The sequence below is a fragment of the Paenibacillus sp. WG02 genome (genome assembly GCF_055396115.1).
In genome coordinates, this window is sequence record NZ_AP036016.1 from 1378936 (window position 1) to 1400529 (window position 21594).

Annotated in this window: 16 protein-coding genes and 1 pseudogene; 13 read left to right on the forward strand and 4 right to left on the reverse strand. The window is 47.9% G+C overall.

The genetic code is table 11. The features are described 5' to 3' along the window. Positions 1–8: 8 nt before the first annotated feature. The 13 genes and pseudogenes from ACBP55_RS06525 to ACBP55_RS06585 all read left to right on the forward strand — a co-directional run bounded on the left by ACBP55_RS06525 (position 9) and on the right by ACBP55_RS06585 (position 17641). Complete coding sequence (locus tag ACBP55_RS06525; RefSeq protein WP_464650596.1) at positions 9–884, forward strand: carbohydrate ABC transporter permease; 876 nt, start codon at positions 9–11, stop codon at positions 882–884. A gap of 76 nt (positions 885–960) precedes the next feature. Continuing rightward, entirely contained in the window at positions 961–2514 is a 1554-nt protein-coding gene (locus ACBP55_RS06530) for an extracellular solute-binding protein (protein WP_464650597.1), read from the forward strand. A 179-nt stretch (positions 2515–2693) separates the two neighbouring features. Next, on the forward strand, positions 2694–4421 hold the full coding sequence (locus tag ACBP55_RS06535; protein ID WP_464650598.1) for a cache domain-containing sensor histidine kinase: 1728 nt from the start codon (positions 2694–2696) through the stop codon (positions 4419–4421). 164 nt (positions 4422–4585) lie between these two features. Beyond that, entirely contained in the window at positions 4586–5908 is a 1323-nt protein-coding gene (locus ACBP55_RS06540; protein WP_464650599.1) for an ABC transporter substrate-binding protein, read from the forward strand. A gap of 194 nt (positions 5909–6102) precedes the next feature. Then, positions 6103–6987, forward strand: coding sequence for a carbohydrate ABC transporter permease (locus ACBP55_RS06545; RefSeq protein ID WP_464650600.1), 885 nt, complete (start codon positions 6103–6105; stop codon positions 6985–6987). An 18-nt stretch (positions 6988–7005) separates the two neighbouring features. Next, the gene (locus ACBP55_RS06550; protein WP_464650601.1) at positions 7006–7833 is read left to right on the forward strand and encodes a carbohydrate ABC transporter permease; all 828 of its coding nucleotides are present in this window, start codon (positions 7006–7008) and stop codon (positions 7831–7833) included. Positions 7834–7877: 44 nt separating this feature from the next. Beyond that, entirely contained in the window at positions 7878–8735 is an 858-nt protein-coding gene (locus tag ACBP55_RS06555; protein ID WP_464650602.1) for a response regulator, read from the forward strand. Positions 8736–8751: 16 nt separating this feature from the next. After that, complete coding sequence (locus ACBP55_RS06560) at positions 8752–9075, forward strand: helix-turn-helix domain-containing protein (protein WP_464650603.1); 324 nt, start codon at positions 8752–8754, stop codon at positions 9073–9075. Positions 9076–9221: 146 nt separating this feature from the next. Then, entirely contained in the window at positions 9222–12377 is a 3156-nt protein-coding gene (gene ebgA / locus ACBP55_RS06565; protein WP_464650604.1) for a beta-galactosidase subunit alpha, read from the forward strand. Beyond that, positions 12374–13156 carry an SDR family NAD(P)-dependent oxidoreductase gene (locus ACBP55_RS06570; RefSeq protein WP_464650605.1) on the forward strand — a complete coding sequence of 261 codons (783 nt, stop codon included), beginning with the start codon at positions 12374–12376 and terminating at the stop codon, positions 13154–13156. The genes ebgA and ACBP55_RS06570 overlap by 4 nt, the downstream gene beginning before the upstream one ends. A 27-nt stretch (positions 13157–13183) precedes the next feature. Further along, positions 13184–14604: pseudogene (gene gcvPA, locus ACBP55_RS06575) on the forward strand (aminomethyl-transferring glycine dehydrogenase subunit GcvPA). After that, on the forward strand, positions 14601–16160 hold the full coding sequence (gene gcvPB, locus ACBP55_RS06580; RefSeq protein WP_464650606.1) for an aminomethyl-transferring glycine dehydrogenase subunit GcvPB: 1560 nt from the start codon (positions 14601–14603) through the stop codon (positions 16158–16160). Before gcvPA ends, gcvPB begins: the two are co-directional and overlap by 4 nt. A 500-nt stretch (positions 16161–16660) precedes the next feature. Then, positions 16661–17641 (forward strand): aldo/keto reductase, encoded by a 981-nt coding sequence (locus ACBP55_RS06585; protein WP_464650607.1) that lies wholly within the window; start codon positions 16661–16663, stop codon positions 17639–17641. Positions 17642–17706: 65 nt separating this feature from the next. Here ACBP55_RS06585 and ACBP55_RS06590 read toward each other — a convergent pair whose 3' ends face one another. Genes ACBP55_RS06590 through ACBP55_RS06605 form a run of 4 tightly spaced genes read right to left on the reverse strand, consistent with a single transcriptional unit; the run spans position 17707 to position 21440 of the window. Then, complete coding sequence (locus tag ACBP55_RS06590; RefSeq protein ID WP_464650608.1) at positions 17707–18717, reverse strand: FecCD family ABC transporter permease; 1011 nt, start codon at positions 18715–18717, stop codon at positions 17707–17709. Continuing rightward, positions 18714–19724, reverse strand: a complete 1011-nt coding sequence (locus ACBP55_RS06595; RefSeq protein ID WP_464650609.1) for a FecCD family ABC transporter permease — start codon at positions 19722–19724, stop codon at positions 18714–18716. The genes ACBP55_RS06590 and ACBP55_RS06595 overlap by 4 nt, the downstream gene beginning before the upstream one ends. Next, positions 19721–20644, reverse strand: a complete 924-nt coding sequence (locus ACBP55_RS06600) for an iron-hydroxamate ABC transporter substrate-binding protein (RefSeq protein WP_464650610.1) — start codon at positions 20642–20644, stop codon at positions 19721–19723. Before ACBP55_RS06600 ends, ACBP55_RS06595 begins: the two co-directional genes overlap by 4 nt. Then, the gene (locus ACBP55_RS06605; protein ID WP_464650611.1) at positions 20595–21440 is read right to left on the reverse strand and encodes an ABC transporter ATP-binding protein; all 846 of its coding nucleotides are present in this window, start codon (positions 21438–21440) and stop codon (positions 20595–20597) included. Before ACBP55_RS06605 ends, ACBP55_RS06600 begins: the two co-directional genes overlap by 50 nt. Positions 21441–21594 lie beyond the last annotated feature (154 nt).

Consider the following 21594-nt stretch of genomic DNA (forward strand, 5'->3'; position numbering starts at 1 on the left):
CTGGAAACATGCATAAAAAAACGCTTAGTGATTGGTCCTTAGACATCTGTATTTATCTTGTTTTACTACTTTCCGGCTTAGCAACTTTGCTGCCACTAGCCAATATTTTATCCAAAGCAATTAGTGAGGAATCGGCAGTGATATCCGGTAAAGTAGGGATTTTTCCGGTCGGCTTCCAGCTAGAGACGATGAAATATGTGGTATCCTCCAGCCAGTTTCTCCACTCAATAGGGGTTTCTCTACTGATAACGGTTGTAGGTACAGTGCTTGCGATTCTGGTAACAGCAATAACGGCTTATCCATTGTCCAAAAGGCATCTTCCAGGCATTTCGATGATTATGCTGCTGTTTATTTTCACGATGATGTTTAATGGTGGTATTATTCCCAATTACTTGCTAATGAAACAGCTCCACTTAATTAATAGCTTATGGTCGCTAATGCTGCCAGCCCTCATTAGTGTGTTCAATATGCTGGTGATCAAAAGCTACTATGAATCCTTGCCTGAGGCTCTTGAAGAATCCGCCAAAATGGATGGCGCTCGTAACTTTACGATTCTTTTTCGCATTATTCTTCCTTTAAGCGTACCAGTTATCGCAACGATTGCTCTTTTCTATGCGGTCTACTTCTGGAATGACTATTTCCACCCTATGCTCTACATTAATGACGCAAGCCTTAAGCCATTGCAGTTGTACTTGCGTGATATTGTCCTGGATGCAGATAGCTCAAGTGCCGTAACCAAAAGTGTTGACGATATGATGAACGCATCTCCGGAAGGTATTCGAGCTGCAACCGTCATCGCTTCGATCATACCGATGCTGCTCGTGTATCCCTATTTGCAAAAGCATTTTGTCAAAGGTGTGCTCATCGGTTCTGTAAAAGGGTAAATTTGCATTAAAACCCTTGATACTAGCATTAAGGGTTTAATGATATATTAAACACAATTATTAGGGAGGTTCACACATGTTAAAAAAACACAAAAAAATGATGCTGCTAACGCTCGCAGCAAGCTTATCTGTAACTTCTCTTGTCGCTTGCTCTTCGAAAAGTACAGACTCAGGAAGCAGCGCAACTCCAAGCAGCACCGCCTCAGCAGCTCCAGCATCAGCTGGACCAAAACCGGAGTTAAAATCGCTTCAAGTTTGGCAGCAGGAAGATTACAACACATATCCCGTAGCTAAATTCCTCGAAGAAAAGACCGGCTACAAAGTGAAATACGATATGATGCCTCAGGACAAGCCTCAAGACAAGCTGAACATCTTGATTGCTTCCGGCGAACCTTATGATGCTATTACTACGAATGGAACCGCAGACTTCAAAGCGCTATATGCAGATTATGCGAAAAAAGGAGCTTTAACGGACTTAGGCCCGCTTATCGACAAATATGGACCGAATATTAAAGCGGTAATTGATCCTAAAGCCCTGGAAGCTGCAAAAGTAGATGGTAAACTATATGCAATCCCAACAAAAACGCTTCCCTCTGTAGGCGAAAGCTTGTACATCAGGCAAGATTGGCTGGATAAAGTAGGTATGAAAGTGCCTACTACATTGGATGAGCTCGTTGCCGTTCTGAAGGCCTTCAAAGATAAAGATCCTGGCGGAAACGGAGACAAGAATATCCCGTTAACGATAAGAGGCGAAGCGATGTTCATTAATAACATCGTCGGTGCTTTTGGCATAACGACCTTCTGGAATGATGTGAATGGCAAGCTAACACCGCGAGTTCTAGACCCTGCCTACAAAGATTATGTGACCTTTGCCGCTGATCTCTTTAAACAAGGCTTGCTCGACAAAGAGTTTGCCGCTAATAAAGATGCTACCGCTAAAGAGAAATTCACAAGCGGAAGAGCAGGCATGATTATGATTCACTGGGCTGACGTACCTGTCATTGCTGATGCATTGGCTAAAAATATCCCTACTGCGAAAGCTAACTTTATTCCAGCGCTAAAAGGTAAAGATGGAAAAGCCGGTTTAACTGCTGCAGCAGGCTTTGATCGGATCACTTTTATACCTAAGGCTTCCAAGCATCCTGAAGATGCGATTAAGTGGATGAATGCTAAGCTTGAAAAAGAAACCTTCAAGACCATGGTGATTGGCGAAGAAAATAAGCATTATACCTTCAAGGATGGCGCATATACGCCGATTCAACCGATCTTTACTGATGAGCGCAATAGAGCGAACAACTTCTTGACGGGTACGGACGACACAAACTATCCGACTTACTGGCAGGCACGAGTTCGTAAGGATATGCGTTTGTTCGATGCTTGGAACTTCATGAACACCATTGAACCGGCGAATACCAGAATCAAAGATCCGTTAGGATTCGCTCCTTACTTGCCTGAGTTCTCGAAAAACTTCCAACAGTTGAACACGATGGTAGCAGACTATACGACGAAGCTAATTTTCGGAGCTGAACCATTAAGCGGTTTGGACGCATTCATAGCTAAATTTAAATCATCCGGCGGAGATGTAAGCTTCAAAGAAGTCAACGATTGGTACGCAACTGCAAAGAAATAAGTATAAAATTCATCTAACTTAATCAGTTTGATTAGCAAATAGACCGCTACTGCGGTTTATTTGCTTTTTGTCTGTAATTAAAGTTGGAAAAAAGGAGATGTAGACCCCGTAAAGAAGTAGTGCTAAGTTTAAAACAACGCCAACTCAACTATTGCCACTTACGTGAGGAGATAACTTCCATGAATACAGCGATCCGCCGCATGCAATCCTTGTTTTTCTACCCCAAAAGAAACCTCCGCGCGAAGCTGTTTCTATTTTTTCTGATTGTCGCCATTATTCCGCTCAACATTCTCGGTTACTTGTCGTACGCCAAATCGTCGCAGATCGTGCAAGCACAAATCGGTCAATACGGGCAGTCCGCCGTTAATCAGCTGCAAGCACAGCTCGACACGTACGCCAGTCAAATGCAAATGACCTCGCGCTATATTTATTCCTATTTGCTCGATCCGCTCAACAACACACTCCATGAAGAGGAGTCCAGCAGCTACGCGAGCTTTCTCGATCAAAAAAATTTCGAGCGGTTTCTCGATGCGCATAAGACGATGGAGTCGACGGGCATCTATCTGATCACGCAGTCGGGCTATTACTACGGTTCTCCGCAAATTAATGTCGACCGGCTTCGTCAGTCAGACTGGTGGAAAGCGATTCCTAGCGGGCTGCACGGCGAATATTGGACGGGCTTCCACGTGCCGGATTATTATATCGCCCGTAATTTAAATTTGCCGGACCAGGTCATGGGATTCGTCTTTCCGCTTAGCAGTCAGTATGGGACATTTACAAACGGATTTATTTTCATCGAGGTTGATGCAACGAAAGTGCTCGATTCGTTTCGGATGCTGGAAGGGGAACTGCATTCGTTCGTAACCATCCGTGATGCGTCCGGAAGAGCGATCTACGATACCCCGCAAGCGGCAATGTCCAAAGCCGATGATCTTGTCTGGAAGAAAACGCTCGAATCGAATAAATGGACGGTGGAAGTCCGAACGCCCTATGAGCAGGTATACCGCTCCGTTAATGTCATTCAGCCGCTGACAGCGGTTGTTATTGCGGGAACACTTTTACTGGCGCTCATCGTATCGTTTCTATTTTCCTCGCAAATTACGAAGCGGATCAAGCGGCTCAAAAACAAAATGGAGCTCGTCGGCATCGGTAAGCTGCATTCGCGAATCGATCTCGGATCCGAAGATGAGCTTGGACGGCTAGGTAATAGTTTCAACAGCATGGTCGAGCAAATTCAGACACTTATTCAAGAGGTAACGAAGAAAGAACAGTTGAAGAAGGAAGCCGAGCTGCGAGCGTTTCATTACCAGATCAATCCCCACCTGCTTTTAAACACGCTGAACTCGATACAATGGCAGGCCAAGCTCAAAGGGGACGATGAAATCAGACAAACGATTTATCATCTGACGAAGGTGCTGGAAGGCAGTCTCATTACGACTCAAGAGCTAGTCCCTCTGCAAAAGGAGCTGCGTACCGTCGAGCATTATTTGAAAATACAAGAAGTGCGCTACGGAGGCGCATTCGAATTTCATTCGAAGGTTCAGGAAGAACTGAACCATTATTTGATACCGCGCATGACACTGCAGCCCTTGCTCGAGAATTGTTTTTTCCATGGGTTTGAGGATGGGGAAGGTACGATCAAGTTAACGGTCACTAAGGATAAAGGCGAGCTGATGCTCGTCCTTGCCGATAATGGTGAAGGGATACCGGAACAACGACTGGCGACGCTGCTTGACGAACAGATGCCGAGGTCGGGTCGAGGAGGACTAGGCTGTTTCAACGTGGATCAGAAGTTTAAGCTGCATTTTGGCGAGCAATATGGGATGAAGATCGAGTCGCAGGAAGGGAAAGGGACTACGATTACGATTCGTTGGCCAATGAAGGAAGAAATCAAGGAAACCCCATAAATCACTTTCAAACAAAATGCCAGATGGGTCGGACAAAATGACACATGGCCCTGAAAAGTTCGAATAAGTTGGCACTACATTCCGAACAAACCGCCATTTTGAAACGCTTACAATCCTCGTATAATGAGAACACAGGCAAGGGACATAAACAGGGGGAATGTAAAGTGAAGAGAAATAAACAACTCACGCTCGCAGGGCTTTGCATGGTGGTTGGGCTAACGACCGTGCTTTCCGGCTGTACCAGCTCGAAGCAGCAAGTTGAAGTAGGCGGTTCCGGTGAGAAGACGAAAGTTGTTGTCTGGATTTGGGAAGATGCCAAGAACGTGATCGATTTGAACATGCCTGCCTTCAAGCTTAAGTACCCGAATATCGATGTCGATCTACATGTGTTGGCTCAGGCTGATGTCTATCAGAACTTCTTGATCGCAGCGAGCTCCGGCGACGCCGTTCCGGACGTTGTGAATTTGGAAACGCTGCGGTTGTCCCAAATGGTGCAAACGGGCGGACTGCTCGATATCAGCAGCAAAGTAGCGCCGTACAAGGATAAAATGAACGCCTACAAGTGGGCGGATGCAACGAAAGACAATAAAGTTTACGCGATGCCGTGGGACAGCGGCCCGGTCGTCATGTTCTACAGGAGCGATATGTTCAAGAAGGCGGGACTGCCGTCCGATCCGAAGGAAGTTGCGTCGCAACTGCAGACGTGGGATGACTACATGCGGTTTGCCAAACAGTTGAAGGAAAAAACGGGCTATGCGATGATGGCCGATTCCAAGACGAAGACTGACGCCACGTTCTTCGGGCAAATGCTGTGGCAGCACGGACTCTGGTATTTTGGACAAGACGGTTCGGTACAGCTCGACAATCCGGAAGTCATCAAGATGGGGCAATATTTCGTCGATATGGTTAAACAAGGGTATGTGTATGAAGCGAAACCGTGGAGCGATGCTTGGTACAACTCGTTTAAGGAAAACAAATTCGCCACAGTTGTAGGCGCTTCCTGGTACGATGCTCTGCTTCCGACGCAGATCGATCCGGACGGCAAAGGCAATTGGTCGGTCGCTCCGATGCCGAAATGGTCGAAAGACGATAAATACGCAAGCGCCATCGACGGCGGCTCGAACTTAGCCATCAACAAAAACTCCAAGCACCCGGAAGAAGCCTGGAAGTTTATCGAATTTATGCTCGGGAGTGCGGACTCTCAGCTGAAAATGATGAAGGAAGGCGGACTGTTCCCTTCGCTTGAAACAACGTACAGCGATCCTGTTTTCCAGGAAAAAGTACCGTATTTCAACAATCAGCCGGTCCGTCAACTTTATGTAGACGCGGTGAAAAAGGTAGCGCCGATCGTATACACCAAAGATTATCCGCTAGCCAATGAAATGGTCATCAATGCCTTTGCTGAAATATTCCTCGACAACAAATCGGTCGAAAGTGTCTTTCAGAAAACGGCTACGCAGCTTAGGCAAAAAACAGGCCGTAAGTAATTCGGCGGCAGCCTAGCATATCGCAAAAAAACGTATAAGCATCAGCCTTCGCTCCGTGAAAGACATCATGACATACGACAAATAAACGGAGATGAAGGCTCTTTGTTGTGCAAAGTAAACGTTTTCAAATAAAAAATAAATGCTTGCGAAGTCATTGTTGCTGCGCAGGCGCAAAACGCTTAGGAGGAGGCACGATGCAAAGTCCGTATTGGAAATGGCAATTAAAAACCGCGCCATACGCGTTCGTCGCTCCGTTCGTGGTCAGCTTTTTGCTATTTACACTATCGCCGTTTGTGTATTCGATTTACTTGAGCTTTACGAAATGGCACGGCCAAGCAGAGAAGGAGTTCGTCGGATGGACGAATTATGCCAACGTGCTGCAAAGCGGCGATTTTTGGTATTCCGTGTTCAATAGCGTGATCATTTTCATGCTTTACGTCCCGATCATGCTGCTGCTTGCGCTCGTTTTTGCCGTATGTCTCAGCAGCGGCTTGATGAAAGCAAAAGGTTTTTTTCGCACTGTCTTTTTCATTCCGAATATTACTTCGGTTGTCGCTATCTCATTTGTTTTCCTGCTTATCTTTAACACAAGCAACGGAGTGCTTAACCAACTACTGCTATCGGCTGGACTGATCCATTCACCGATTCCATTTCTGGAGACGCCGGGGTGGGCGCGAATTTCGGTCGCTTTGCTCGTTATTTACCGCTGGACGGGGTACAACATGATTCTACTGCTTGGCGGCTTGCAAAATATCCCGAAATCACTCTATGAATCGGCGAAGGTGGATGGAGCGAACGCGCTGCAATCGTTCATCTACTTGACAGTGCCGATGATGAGAAAACTGCTCGCCTTCTGTACCGTTCTTTCAACACTTGGGACGTTCTCGTTGTTTACGGAGCCATTCATCTTAACGAATGGAGGACCAACCAAAGCGACAACGACACCCGTCGTGTTGATTTACAAAGAAAGTTTTCAAAATTTGAATTTTGGATACGCATCTACATTAGCGATGTTTTTCTTTATTCTAATGTTGATTATTTCGGTGGTTCAGCTGCGGCTGTTCCGCGATAACGATTAAGAGGGGAGGGTGCATGACATGAACAAAAGGCAAACGGCCCTCTCTGGTCTCTTGTTTGTGCTGTTTCTAGCGATAGCGGCTTTGTTTCTATTTCCGTTTGTATGGATGCTCAGCTCGTCTCTCAAGGCGAGGAGCGATATTTTCGTTACACCTCCGGTGTGGATTCCTAGTGTTCTGCACTTAGAAAACTACACGCAACTTTTTACGGAAAAACATTTCGGAAATGTCATCCTGAACAGCTTGTTTACGGCGACGACGGGAACGGCGGGCGCGCTCTTGTTTTGTTCGCTGGCGGGATTCGCATTTGCCAAATACAAGTTTCACGGCAAGGGGCTGCTGTTCGGCCTAGTGTTAGCTTCGCTGATGGTGCCAATGGAGTCGGCGATGATTCCTCTCTTTATGATTTACCGTAAGTTGGGGCTAATCGATAACCTGTGGGGCGTTCTTTTGCCCAGACTGACGAGTGCATTCGGTATTTTTTACATGCGGCAGTATTGTGCTTCTATCGAAAACGAGCTGTTGGAAGCAGGCAGAATCGACGGTTGTTCCGAGGTGCGGATGTACTTCCGGCTCATCGTCCCGATCCTTCTGCCTGCGTTCGCATCGCTTGGCATCATTTTTTTCGTGGAAGAGTGGAACAATTTTCTATGGCCGACGGTTTTACTGCGCTCGCCGGAGCATTTGACGATCGCCGTTGCGATCCGCTCTCTGGAGGCAGGTGTACGCACCCCGTACAACCTGATCATGGCGGGGTCGGTTATCAGCATTTTGCCAATGCTTGCGATTATATTCATTTTCCAGAAGCAGCTTATTTCAGGACTTATGGACGGCTCTGTGAAAGGTTAAAATAGTGTTAGCAATCCGTTTGGACTGTATAGGAGGCGACACTATTGGCAGATAAATCGATCAAGGTGCTTATTGTAGACGACGAACTTATTGTTCGCAAGGGGCTTCGCGCAACAATCCCTTGGGAGCGTTTCGATATGGAAGTGGTGGCGGATGCAGCTAACGGCCTGAAAGGTTGGGAGGCGTTCGTGGCGTATAAGCCAGATGTCGTGATTACGGATATCGTGATGCCGAAGCTGAATGGGTTGGAGCTGGCGCTGAAGGTGAAGGAGTTCGCTCCCGAGACGAGTGTGCTGCTGCTCAGTTGCCACGAGGACTTTGCTTACGCGAAGCAGGGACTCAAGCTCGGAGCATCTGGTTATGTGCTGAAGACGGACATGGACGAAGAGGAAATGGAGTCATATCTGAGGCAGTTTCAGGAGCTGTTCCACAAGAGGCAGAAGCTGCAGAGTGAACAGTCCGAAGATGCCGCCCTGGATGCGAAGGACCAGATCGCTTATATTGGTGCGTGGCTTGGCGGTTTTTATTCTGCCGATGAGATGGAGAAGCAGCTGCGAAAGTGGCTTGATGGCGACTGGGCCTGGATGAAAACAGGCTGCGTGGTTTATGGGGTTGTCGGGGAATTAGAACGGATGCAGGACGATGAATGGGAACCGGCGCTGGGACAAAGGCACATCCGCATTCCCTGCGGCTCGGAAAAGCAGTTGCTCGTTTGCAAGGAAGATACGCTCAGTGCACTAGAACTGAAATGGAAGGAAGCTAAAAGTCGGATCGGATCGCTTAGTTGGACGCGAAGTGGTTCGGTTACCGATTCGAACAGCTGGATGAAGGCTGTAAGCGGGACGTATACGGATATGCAGTCAAATACGCTGTACGATCAAGCGGTCTGGGAGCTGGCCTGAGCCGATCGCCAAGGCGGTGCAGCTTATTACGTCCGGGGAATCCGTCACCTGGTCGGTTGCCGAGCTGGCATACCGTGTCGGGCTTAGTCGGAGTCATTTTAGCACGCTATTCAAAAAGTCGGTAGGTGAAAATTTTATCGACTTTCAAGCCAAATACAAGATGCAAAAGGCAGATGACCTGCTACTTAACACCGGGCTCACGGTGAACGATATTTCTGATCAGCTTGGGATGATCGACGCGAATTATTTTAGCAAATGGTTCAAACGGTGTACAGGTGTGACGCCTAGCCAATACCGAGCGAACAAAAGGACGGATTTGACCGGACAAAAAAGCACCTGAAGGGCAAGGTCAAGTTCTTGCGAACGACAATTTGACACATAAATGGCGTTAGGATTCCGTTCTTTTACATGCTGATTCCCTTTATACTAACAGCAAATCTAAGCGCAATCATAGATAGATTACCATCATGGCAGGGGGCGAGGACGTTGAAAACCGGAATTCGAGCGTTAACGAACGATTGGGAGAACTTGCAGGTACTGCAGCGAAACAGGATGAAGGCGCGCAGCTACTTTCAATCTTATACGACAAGAGAAAGCGCTCTCACCTATGAGAGAGGGAAGTCTCCCTGGTATCGTTTGTTGAACGGGACGTGGAAATTTGCGTACGCGGAAAGCCCGGCGAGCGCGCCGGAGTACTTTTATACGGAGGATTACGAGGATGACGGCTGGGACCGGGTGGAGGTGCCGGGCATGTGGCAGCTGCAAGGCTATGGCAAACCGCATTACACGGATTTGCATTATCCGTTCCCCGTAGACCCGCCTTATGTGCCTTCGGATAATCCGACGGGCTGTTATCGCAAGTCTTTTCATGTTCCGCAGATGTGGGACGGCAGGCAAATCGTGCTCCGATTTGAGGGCGTAGACAGCGCGTTTCATCTTTGGGTGAACGGGCAGGAGGTCGGCTACAGTCAAGGAAGCCGTTTACCGTCGGAATTTGATATTACGTCGTTTGTACATTCCGGCCCGAATACGCTTGCGGTGCGGGTCGTTCAATGGTCGGACGGCAGTTACATGGAAGATCAAGATATGTGGTGGCTAAGCGGAATTTTTCGCGATGTTAGTTTGTTTGCAAGACCGCAAGTACAGATTCGGGATTTTACGATTCGGACGGATTTGACGGAAGGGTATACGTACGGTTTGTTAGCCATCAAGGCAAGTATCGCGAATTTACTTGAAACAGAGCTGGCTGGATACATGCTGAGTGCGCAGCTATTGGACGCATCGGGCGCTGCTCAGATTGGCGCTGTGCGGACGAATAGCGTAACGGTGCCCGGCGGGGCAGAGCAAGTCGTGGAGCTTCAACTGGATGTGGCGAATCCGCACCTGTGGTCGGCGGAGGATCCGCAGCTGTACAATCTGCTGCTTACGCTGACTAATGCGGACGGACAGGACATTGAAATCGTTCCGCAGCGTGTTGGTTTCCGTCAGATTGAGCTGAAGTACGGCAACTTTTATGTAAACGGCGTTGTCATCATGCTTAATGGGGTGAATCGGCACGACCATCATCCGGAGCTCGGGCGCATCACGCCTTACGAGACGATGCTTCAAGACGTGCTTCTGATGAAGCAGCATAACATCAATGCGGTACGGACAGCGCATTATCCGAACGATCCGCGCTTTTACGACCTGTGCGATGAGTACGGCTTGTACGTAATGGATGAGGCGGATCTGGAGACACATGGCTTCGAACCGCTCGGCAACATTAGCCGCATTAGTGACGATCCGGCATGGAAGGAAGCGTACGTGGATCGGGTGCAGCGGATGGTGGAGCGGGATAAGAATCACGCCTGCATCATCTTCTGGTCACTCGGCAACGAATCCGGCTTCGGCTGCAATTTCGTGGCGATGGCCGATTGGTGCAGGGCGAATGATCCGACGAGGCTGATTCATTATGAAGAAGATCGAGAGCTGAAAGCCGTTGATGTCAGCAGTACGATGTATTCATCGGTCGAAAAGCTGACCGCACTTGCCGAGGAAGAAAACTATGCGCTGCCGCATGTCATTTGCGAATATGCGCATGCGATGGGCAACGGTCCAGGGGGACTAACGGAGTATCAAGAAACGTTCCGTAAGCATAAGCGGCTGCAGGGCGGCTTTGTGTGGGAATGGATCGATCATGGATTGAAGCAGACTACGGAAGACGGCAAGACGTATTATGCGTATGGCGGAAATTTCGGCGATGTGCCGAACAATGCGAACTTTTGCTTGGATGGACTTATTTTCCCTGATCGCACGCCTTCGCCAGGCCTGCTCGAATACAAGAAAGTCATTGAACCGGTACAAGTGAAAGAGGTCGATTTGAGCCTCGGTTTGCTGGAAATTACGAACTTATACGATTTTATATCTCTAAATGGGCTCGAACTGTTCTGGTCGGTGTACGGGGATGGCAAACTGCTGGACAGTGGTTCCCGGGAATTGCCGCACATCCCGGCACAAGGGAATGCAACGATAGAACTGCCGATTTCCAAAGGATCACGGATTTCGGAAGCGCACACGGATTGTCAGCTTATACTGAGTTTTTGCTTGAACAAGGATGTCTCCTGGGCGAAAAGAGGGCATGAAGTGGCGACGGCGCAATTTCAATTGACGGCAGGGACGCAATTAAACCATCAGCAGGATGTGTTCGATAGCACCGAGCTTATGGCGTATGATGCCGAGCCGTTAATGTGTACGACATCCGGACACTTGCTGGTGATTACTGGGCCGCAGTTCGAGCTCGTATTCGACCTGCTGAAAGGGACGATTCAGAAGTGGAGGCACGAAGGTACGGACGTTATCGCGACGGGAAAAGGACCTGTTCTAAGTTTCTGGCGGGCGCCGATCGACAACGATATGTACATCGTGGAGGAATGGCGCAAAGCACATCTGGACAGACTGCAGCATCGTGTTGAGCAGGTAGAATGGGAGCAATCAGGAGCTTCGACGGCCATCGTTAGAACGTACGTTCGGATTGCTCCGCCAGTTCATGATTATGGGTTCCGCTGCACGTATCATTATACGGTTTCCAGCAGCGGTGAGGTCCGCATTGAGGTGGAAGGCGAGCCCGACGGACCTGGGAAACTGCCGAGCATGCTGCCGAGAATCGGCCTCCGGATGGAGCTGCCGGGTAATCTCGACTGCGTGAACTGGTACGGCCGGGGACCTGGCGAATGTTATAGCGATAGTAAGCGGGCGAATTTGATTGGACTTTACCAAGCTTCCGTCGATGAACTATATACGCCATACGTATTTCCACAGGACAACGGCAACCGGACGGATGCTGCGTGGGTGTCGCTTACTAACGTCCGCGGCATTGGGCTACTTGTAGTCGGACAGCCGCAGCTAGAGTTTTCCGCTCATCGTTATAGAGCCGAAGACTTTGAAATGGCGAAGCACAGTACGGAGTTAGCGCCGAGAGATACGATTACGCTGAACCTTGATTACCGGCAAAATGGGCTCGGCAGCAATAGCTGTGGTCCTGCCCAGCTTCCTGCTTATGCATTGAAGGCTGAGAAGTTCCGATTCGAACTGGCGATCACGCCTTATCATAAAGAAATGATATCACCAACCGCTTTAGCGAAAAAAGGAGCGACGACAAAATGAACAAAACATGGGACACACTCAATTTGACAGGGAAAGTAGCGGTCGTGACGGGAGGTGCTTCGGGAATCGGATTAGCAACAGCCACCATGCTAGCCGAGTTCGGTGCGAATGTCATGCTTCTGGACATTAATGAGGCGCAAGGACAGGCCGCTGCGGCAAGCATCACGGAAGGCGGCGGGAAAGCGTCATTTTATGTATGTAATGTGACGTCCGGAGAGGACTGTAAGCGCGTTTCGGAAGCCATTATGTGCGACCACGGCCATATTGACATTTTATTCAACAATGCGGGTGTCATTCGCCGGAAAACGGTCGTTGAGTTAGAGGAAAAGGATTGGGATCTTGTGATTGATGTCTCACTCAAGGGCGTGTATCTGCTCTCAAAATACATGATTCCGTTCATGGCGCAAAGCGGCGGCGGAAGTATCGTTAACACCGGCTCTGGCTGGGGGCTCAAAGGTGGAGATAAGGCGGCCGCCTATTGCGCTGCAAAAGCTGGTGTCGTCAATCTGACGAAGGCGATGGCAATCGATCATGGCCAAGACAACATTCGTGTGAATTGCGTCTGCCCTGGAGATACAGATACGCCTCTATTACGGGACGAAGCGAAGCAGCTCGGACAAGAGGAAGGCTCGTTCCTCGTATCGTCAGCGTCGGGACGCCCGCTTGAACGGCTCGGAACACCGCGCGATATCGCAAGTGCTGTGCTTTTCCTAGCTAGTGACTTATCCACATGGGTAACGGGGAGCGTGCTTGTTGTTGATGGCGGCGGTTTGGCGTAATACAAACTCATAAGGAGGCAGCTATAGATGAATACGAACGATAGAAAGCAAGTACATCCTTATATCCCTAACACAGTGCCCGAAGTGCAGCGGCAAATGTTGGACGAAATAGGCGTACAGCGCATCGAAGATTTATACGATATCATACCAGAATCGCTGAAATTGAACCGAATGATGGACCTGCCCCGGCTCTTGGGGAATATGAGCTGCAGCGCTATGTGGAAGGATTATTGGCTAAAAATAAAAGCGTCAAAGATGTCGTCAGCTTTCTAGGTGCTGGCTGCTGGCCGCATTTTATCCCAGCGGTTTGCGATGAGATCAATCAGCGTTCCGAATTCGTGACGGCCTATGCGGGTGAGCCGTACGAAGATCATGGCCGTTTTCAGGCGCTGTTTGAATACCAAAGCTTAGTTGCGGAGCTGGTTGATATGGACGTCGTTAACGTTCCAACGTTCGACTGGCCGCAAGCGGCTTCGACTTCCTTGCGGATGGCTGGGCGAATTACGGGCCGAAAGCATGTTTTGATGCCGCGCAATATGGATGCCGAGAAGCTGATGGTGATTGCGAACTACATTAATCCTGATTTGTCCTATAGCTTCGTAGATTACGTTGGCGAGACAGGCGAGCTGGATTTGGCTGACCTGCAAAGTAAACTGAACGAAGAGGTAGCGGCTGTATACTTTGAAAATCCAACCTTCCTTGGAGTTATCGAGTCGCAAGGGCAGCAGATTGCAGATTTGGCGCATAGCATAGGCGCGTTGTGTGTCGTCGGCGTTGATCCCAGCTCGCTCGGCGTGCTAAAGCCGCCAAGTGGGTACGGCGCCGACATCGTCTGCGGCGAGTTGCAGCCGCTCGGTATGCATATGAACTATGGAGGCGGTCAAGCTGGGTTTATCGCGACACGTGATGAAGAAAAATTCGTTATGGAATATCCATCCCGCTTGTTCGGAATCGCTCCGACGATCGTTGAAGGTGAATATGGCTTTGGAGATGTAGCTTACGACCGTACTTCTTTTGCCTTGCGCGAAAAAGGAAAAGAATCGGTAGGTACACAAACCGCGTTGTGGGGCATCACGGCAGGCGTCTATCTCGCGCTGCTCGGACCTCATGGCATGCAGGAGCTTGGCCAGACGATTATGCAAAAGTCGCAGTATGCGGCAAAGCTGCTCTCGGAGATCGAAGGAGTTGCGGTGCGTTTTGGGTCGCCGTTCTTTAAAGAATTCGTCGTTGATTTTACGGAAACGGGCAAGAAGGTCGAAGATATTCATCGCGCCCTGCTAGCACTCGGTATACAAGGCGGCAAAGACTTATCGGGCGATTTTCCCGCTCTTGGCCAGTGTGCCCTTTACTGTGTGACCGAAGTGCATGCGCAGGAAGAGATCGAACAATTAGTTCGCGCGATTTCTGCTTGTGTAGCCTGTTCGGCAGAAGGAGTGATGTCCGTATGAAACGTATACGCAGAGAAAGCAAGGTAAGAAACTTTCATCAGGCCAAATGGGATGAACCCGTTATTTTCGAGCTCCATAAAGAAGGCGAGCGCGGGGTGCAAGTACCGCAAATCGAAGCGGCAATCGCCTCGGCGGTAGGTGACGGACTCTCGGCAATCCCAGCGTCGATGCGCAGGACGGAGCTGCCGAAGCTCCCAGAAATCGGTCAAGCGAAAGTGCTTCGCCACTATTTGCGGCTTTCGCAGGAAACCATGGGCTCCGACTTCAACGTAGAAATCGGTCAGGGCACATGCACGATGAAGTACATCCCGCGCATCAACGAGATGCTGATCCGCACGCCGAAGCTGGCGGAGCTTCATCCGCTGCAGGATGTTAGTAACGTTCAGGGTATTCTGGAAGTGTTCTACAAGCTGGATCTCGCCATGCGCGAAATTTCCGGCATGGATAAATTCTCATTCCAGCCGAGCAGCGGCACGCAGGCACTGCTAGCGATGGCTTCCATCGTCCGCAATTATCACGAGTCTCGTGGCGAGGGAGATCAGCGCGACGAAATCATTACGACGATCTTCTCTCACCCGTCGCAGGCGGCAACCGCTGCGGTCAAGGGCTACAAAATCATTACGTTGTACCCGGATGCTGACGGATTCCCGGATATCGAGGCGCTCAAGAAGGTCGTTTCCGACCGTACGGCGGGCTTTGTCGTTGCCAACCCGGAGGACACCGGTATTTTCAATCCGAGAATCAGAGAGTTTACGGATATCGTTCATGCCGCAGGAGGCATTTGCTATTACGACCAAGCGAATGCGAACGGGCTGCTTGGCGTGACACGGGCGAAGGAAGCGGGTTTCGACATGTGCTTCTTCAACCTGCACAAAACGTTTGCGGCACCGCATATGTGCGGAGGTCCGGCGACGGGAGCGCTTGGTGTCGTGAGCGATTTGATTCCTTTTATGCCAGGTCCTGTTGTCGAGCAGGAGGACGGCGTCTATGTGCTGAACCGGACGGGCGACAACAGTATCGGCAAAGTGCGTATTTTCCATGGCGTCTCACAGACCGTGCTAAGAGCCTATGCATGGATTCGCGCTCTCGGAGCGGAAGGATTGCTGAACGTGGCACAGACAGCTGTCCTCAATAACAACTATTTGTATCATAAAATATTGCAAATTCGTGGTGCATCCGCTCCGTATGTCAAAGGCAATCGCTTGGAGCAGGTGCGTTACAGCTGGGAGCAGATGGCGCTGGAAACGGGCGTCACAACAGAGGATGTGACGCACAGAATGTGCGATTTCGGTCTGCACTATTGGACCAGCCATCATCCATACGTCGTCCCTCAGCCGTTTACATTGGAGCCGACAGAATCTTACTCAAAGGAAGACCTCGACGAATATATCAACGCGTTGGCACAAATTTCGAAGGAAGCCTACGAAAGCCCGGAAATCGTCAAAAATGCGCCAACACGCAGCACCGTGCACCGCATTGACCATTCCAGCTTCGACGATCCAAAGCAATGGTGTATTACATGGCGGGCATATCTGAAGAAAACGCAAGCGGAATAATCTTATTTTCTCCCCCCCCCCCCAATAGATAGGTAGCTTTATGATGAAAAAGAGCCTTCAGATCCACTTTCGCGGTGGTTTTGAAGGTTCTTTTTGCTCATATTTTGGGAGCATCTTACGCTCTTTAGCTTACAGCTAAGAGTTTGAGGTTTGTTAGCGTGGCGAGGGCCTATTGTTGTACGGCGTACAACAATTCCGGAGTTTTCTTCTCTCAAGGCTGTCGTTGTTGTAATATGTGCAACAATTTAGCCTAATTTCATGCCAAACAGCGACTTTCGGGAGAAAATGTTGTATTTCGTGCAACAATCGCGAGAAAAACGCGGATTGGCCAGCCTAATTGTTTTTACCGCGAAGCTTGTATATATAGCAGTTGGAGGATTGATTTAACACTTAATTTTACGTCCATGTTGCTTTTTAGTAGGAAGCAAAGTAGTGTTAAGCTGTACTAAATTCTTCCAAAAGCGATAGCCCTCGTTCAATTTGAAAAAAAGGTGAGTGTCATGGAGAAAACAAGATTACTCCGTAAACTGGGAAGCACGAATTTAGAGCTCTCTCCACTCGGACTTGGCTGCTGGCAGTTTAGCAATGGGCAAGGGGTTGTAGGCAAATTTTGGCCTGTGCTGGGTGCCGATGATGTGCTGAAAATCGTTAAGATTAGCCTTGAAGGCGGCATCAATTGGTTTGATACAGCGGAAGTGTATGGTAAAGGACAGTCGGAGCAAATGCTTTCGAAAGCTCTCCGCGATTCAGGGGCTTTGGCGAATGACGCTCGAATTGCTACGAAATGGTGGCCGATATTTCGCTCAGCCCGAAGTATTGTAAGCACAATCGATGAGCGTATTCGATACTTAGATAATCGCACCATCCACCTGCATCAAGTCCATCAGCCTTACTCATTCTCTTCCGTAGCAAGTGAAATGAACGCCATGGCTCAATTGGTCAAAGCGGGTAAAATTCAAAACGTGGGCGTGAGTAATTATTCAGCAAAGCAAATGCGGGAAGCCCACCGAGTGCTGAAGGAGCATGGTCTTCCTTTAGCCTCGAATCAAGTGAAGTACAGCTTATTAGACCGGCGTATTGAGCAGAATGGGATTTTGGATACAGCTAAAGAGCTAGGGATTGCAATTATTGCTTACTCTCCCTTAGAGCAAGGAATTCTGAGCGGCAAATTTCATAAGAATTCTAATCTGGTGAAGGGAATAACGGGTCCTAGGAAATGGACGTCTTCGTTTAAACAATCGGGACTTCGGAAATCAAAGCCGCTCATCGATCATTTGGAAGAGCTAGCTATGGAGTACGATGCTTCTCCTACACAGATCGCCTTGAACTGGATGATTAACGCTCACGGAGAAACGGTATTTGCCATTCCCGGTGCTTCCAAAATTCATCATGCCCAAGAAAATGTAAAAGCAATGGAATTTAAGCTTACTTCAAATGAAATCCAAACAATCAGCGAAATATCCAACAACGTAATTCGATAATCAAATATACAGTAAAAAACTGAACTCATTATTCATGGAGCTCAGTTTTTTTGTCATATATACGCTTATTTTTTCAATAATAAATACATAAAATACGGCGCCCCAATTAAAGCGACCATAATGCCGGCGGGAATACCATCAGGCTCAATCACATTTCGACCAATGGTGTCTGCCGTTACTAGTAACCATCCACCAATCAGAACGGCGACTGGAATAAACAATTGATTTCTAGGTCCTACCAAAGCTTTGGCCATGTGCGGAGCCATGAGTCCAATGAAGGCAATTCCACCCGTGACCGAAACGGCCGAAGCGGCAAGGGCAACCGCAGTTAAAAGTAAGACAATACGTTCCTTTTCAACGGATACACCTACACCGATGGCTACAGGTTCGCCTAGTCCAAGGAGATTTAAACGATTTGCTTTATATAGCGTAAAAGGAATGAGAATGGCTAACCAAGGAAGAATTGCCCAAACGAAAGGCCAGTCAGAACCCCAGATGCTTCCGGCTAACCATTTTGCGATAAAATCGACTTTGGCCCGATCAGCAGATGAAATAATGACAATCATGGCCCCGGAGAGCGCCATTGAAAACCCGACTCCAATTAGCACCAATCTGATGGGCTGAAGGCCGACGGTGCGGTTATACGAAAGCAGATAGATGAAGCATGCCGTAATTAAAGCACCAATAAAAGCGACAAGTGGGAGCAGATAAACAAATGATCCTGCCTGGATAGGGAAAAATAAAAAGAATACAGCAATAGCAACACCAGCCCCAGAATTAATGCCAACAATGCCCGGGTCAGCTAGATCATTTCGTGTGATTCCTTGTAAAATAGCACCGGATAAGGCAAGTGCCATGCCAGCTAATAGTGTAATGACCATGCGTGGTAATCGAATCGAAAATAAAACAAACTCTTCTTTGAATGTGCCTTGACCGAGAAGAGTGGGAATCAGCCTATCATAGGATATAGAGGAGTACCCCATTCCCATCCCGAGAACGATCGTCATCGTAATAAGTGCAAGTGAACCATATATTAGCAGCCGTTGTTTTTTTATTAATGCGGGAGGATGAATCATGAGAATGCCTTTCCTCCTTTACGTATGATGAACAAGAAGAAGGGCAAACCCATCATCGCCACAATGGCCGCCACTGATGTTTCATAGGGAGAATTGATCGTACGTCCAAGGGTATCCGCAAAAAGCATAAATACGGCCCCTATAATTGCTGACATTGGCAAAATGAAACGATAATCGGTTCCAACAATGGCGCGAACAATATGAGGAATCATTAAACCAATGAACGCCATATTCCCAACAAGCGCAACAGAGGCACCCGCGAGTAAGATGATGATGATAAAAAGCACGGTTTTGATTTGTGTCGTCTTCTGTCCTAATCCAACAGCGACTTCTTCACTTAAACTCAGAATGGTAAGCTGCCTGGAGAGGAACAGTGCAATCAGTGTACCGATCGTAATAAATGGCGCAATGACTTGGAGTTGGCCCCATGAAGTGCCGATCAACCCTCCTGCCGTCCACATGGACACATCCTTTGAAATTTTAAAATAAATACCGATACCCTCCGAGATCGCATATAGGAACGCTGATACAGCAGCTCCGGCTAATACAATTCGAAGAGGAGAGAAGCCGCCTTTTTTCATTGCGCCAATACCGAAGACGATGCTTGCGCCTACAGCGGCTCCGATAAAACAAGCAATCGTAATCCCAAAGTAATTGGCAGTAGGGATAAAAGCAATCGTAAACGCAAGTGCCGCGTTTGCTCCAGCGGTCAAGCCAAGCAACCCTGGATCAGCAAGCGGGTTTCTGGTCATCCCTTGCATGATGGCACCGGATACTGCCAGCGCGGCTCCAACAAAAATCCCCGCAATTTCCCGCGGTAGACGGATTTCCCGGATGATTGAAATTTTATCACCAGCAGCATGAGAAGTGAGGGCCAGCCAGACATCTTTGACGGTAACATCTGCGGCCCCGAATGCCATAGAAACCATAAACATACCCACAAAGACGCCGATTCCAGCAATCAGTTTATAAACGAAAGGGATGAACCGTTGTTGTTCTGTAATCATTTACTACCTAAGTTTTTAACAAAGAAATCGAGTTGATATTCTAAAGTTAGTGGATCATTGAAATAGAACTCTTTCGCATTGACTTCAAATAGTTGTTTATTTTTAACCGCTGGCATGTTTTTGTAGGTATCGGTTTGTTGGAATGAATTATCGGTGTCTGGGTTCTTACTGAAGATGACATAGTCACCTGCATACTCTGGAAGTACTTCCAAAGACAAGGCATAGTAACCGGCTTTTAGAGCCATTTCTTTGACTTTTTTAGGCATTTCTAGCTTCATTTCTTGGTAAAGAATCTCGGTGCCACGACCCCAGTTATTGCCGAAGACGTAAAGCTGTTTGTCGAAATTCTCAACAACAGAAATCGTTTTGTCCGCACCTACTTTCGCTTTAATGTCTTCTCCGGCTTTCTGCGCCCGTTTTTTAAAGTCAGTAATCCAAGCTTGCGCTTCTTTTTCTTTATTTAAAAGCTTGCCGATTTCTAAGTGCTGGGTTAAATAATCTACCTTTCCGTATGTATACGTTACTGTAGGGGCAATTTGCTTCAATTTATCCACGTTCTTAACACTAGATAGACCAATGATTAAATCCGGTTTTAATTCAATTAATTTTTCTAGGCTTTCATCGGAAACTTCTTGCGCAGCTTTCAATGTTGTTTCGAAGCGCGGGTTCATTTTAGACCATGAATCGACACCAACAAGATTAACTTTTAGAGCCATTACATTTCCTGCAAAAGAAGAAAGGACAACGACGCGTTGTGGATTGGCCGGAACTTCGATAGGTCCATTTTCAGATTGGTAGGTCATGGTTGTTGGTTTGTTTTCAGCTTTCGCTGCGTTCTTCTCTGTTTGGGTTGTCTGGCTGCTGCAAGCACTAAGAGCTAATGAGATGAAGAGCAGAAACGGAATGAGCTGTTTGTTCATATTGGTTATCTCCCTTTACTAAATTGTAGGTAACGCACATAGGCTTATTTGTTCGAGGATCTCGCCCGATTTCAGCATCAATATGAAATACTTTCTTGAGCACATTATGGTTCATCACTTCTTCGCAAGTGCCGGCTTTCACGATTTCACCATCTTTAAGAGCGATGATATAGTCGGCAAAACGAGCAGCTTGATTTAAATCATGGAGAACCATGACGATCGTGCGTTCCTGTTCCCTATTTAGCTTCTGCAGAAGCTCTAAAACCTCTAATTGATGTGCCAAATCTAAATAGGTGGTCGGTTCGTCTAGGAAGATAATCTCCGTTTCTTGCGCAAGCGCCATGGCAATCCAAACACGTTGGCGTTGTCCACCGGATAGTGCATCTACAGGACGGAACTTAAAGTCAAGGGTACCTGTAACTTCAAGCGCCCAGTCTATCACTTCATAGTCCTTTTTCGATAATCGCCCAAAGCCCGTTTGATAAGGAAAGCGTCCATAGGATACTAACTCACCGACGGTTAAACCACTTGCACTCTCGGGCGCTTGTGGAAGGATTGCCATTTTTCTAGCGAGTATCTTTGTGTTTTCCTTGGCAATATGTTCGCCGTCTAGAATGATTGAACCCGATTGATGGGCAATAATCCGCGTCGCTGCTTTCAAGAGGGTAGACTTTCCACAGCCATTCGCTCCGATAATGGTGGTGATTTTCTTGTCTGGAATCTCTACACTTAGATTCTTCACAATTAAACGTTCACCATAACCAATGTTTAACTGATCTGTATACAGGCGAACCATGAGATAACCTCCATTTATTTCAAAATAGGTACTACCCATTAACTGATAATGATTATCAATTTCATTACAATACACACAATAATGCGAACTATTTTATTTGTCAATAACTTTTTTTGTTGTCAAAAGAGAAGAATAGACGTATATTTAATTGAGA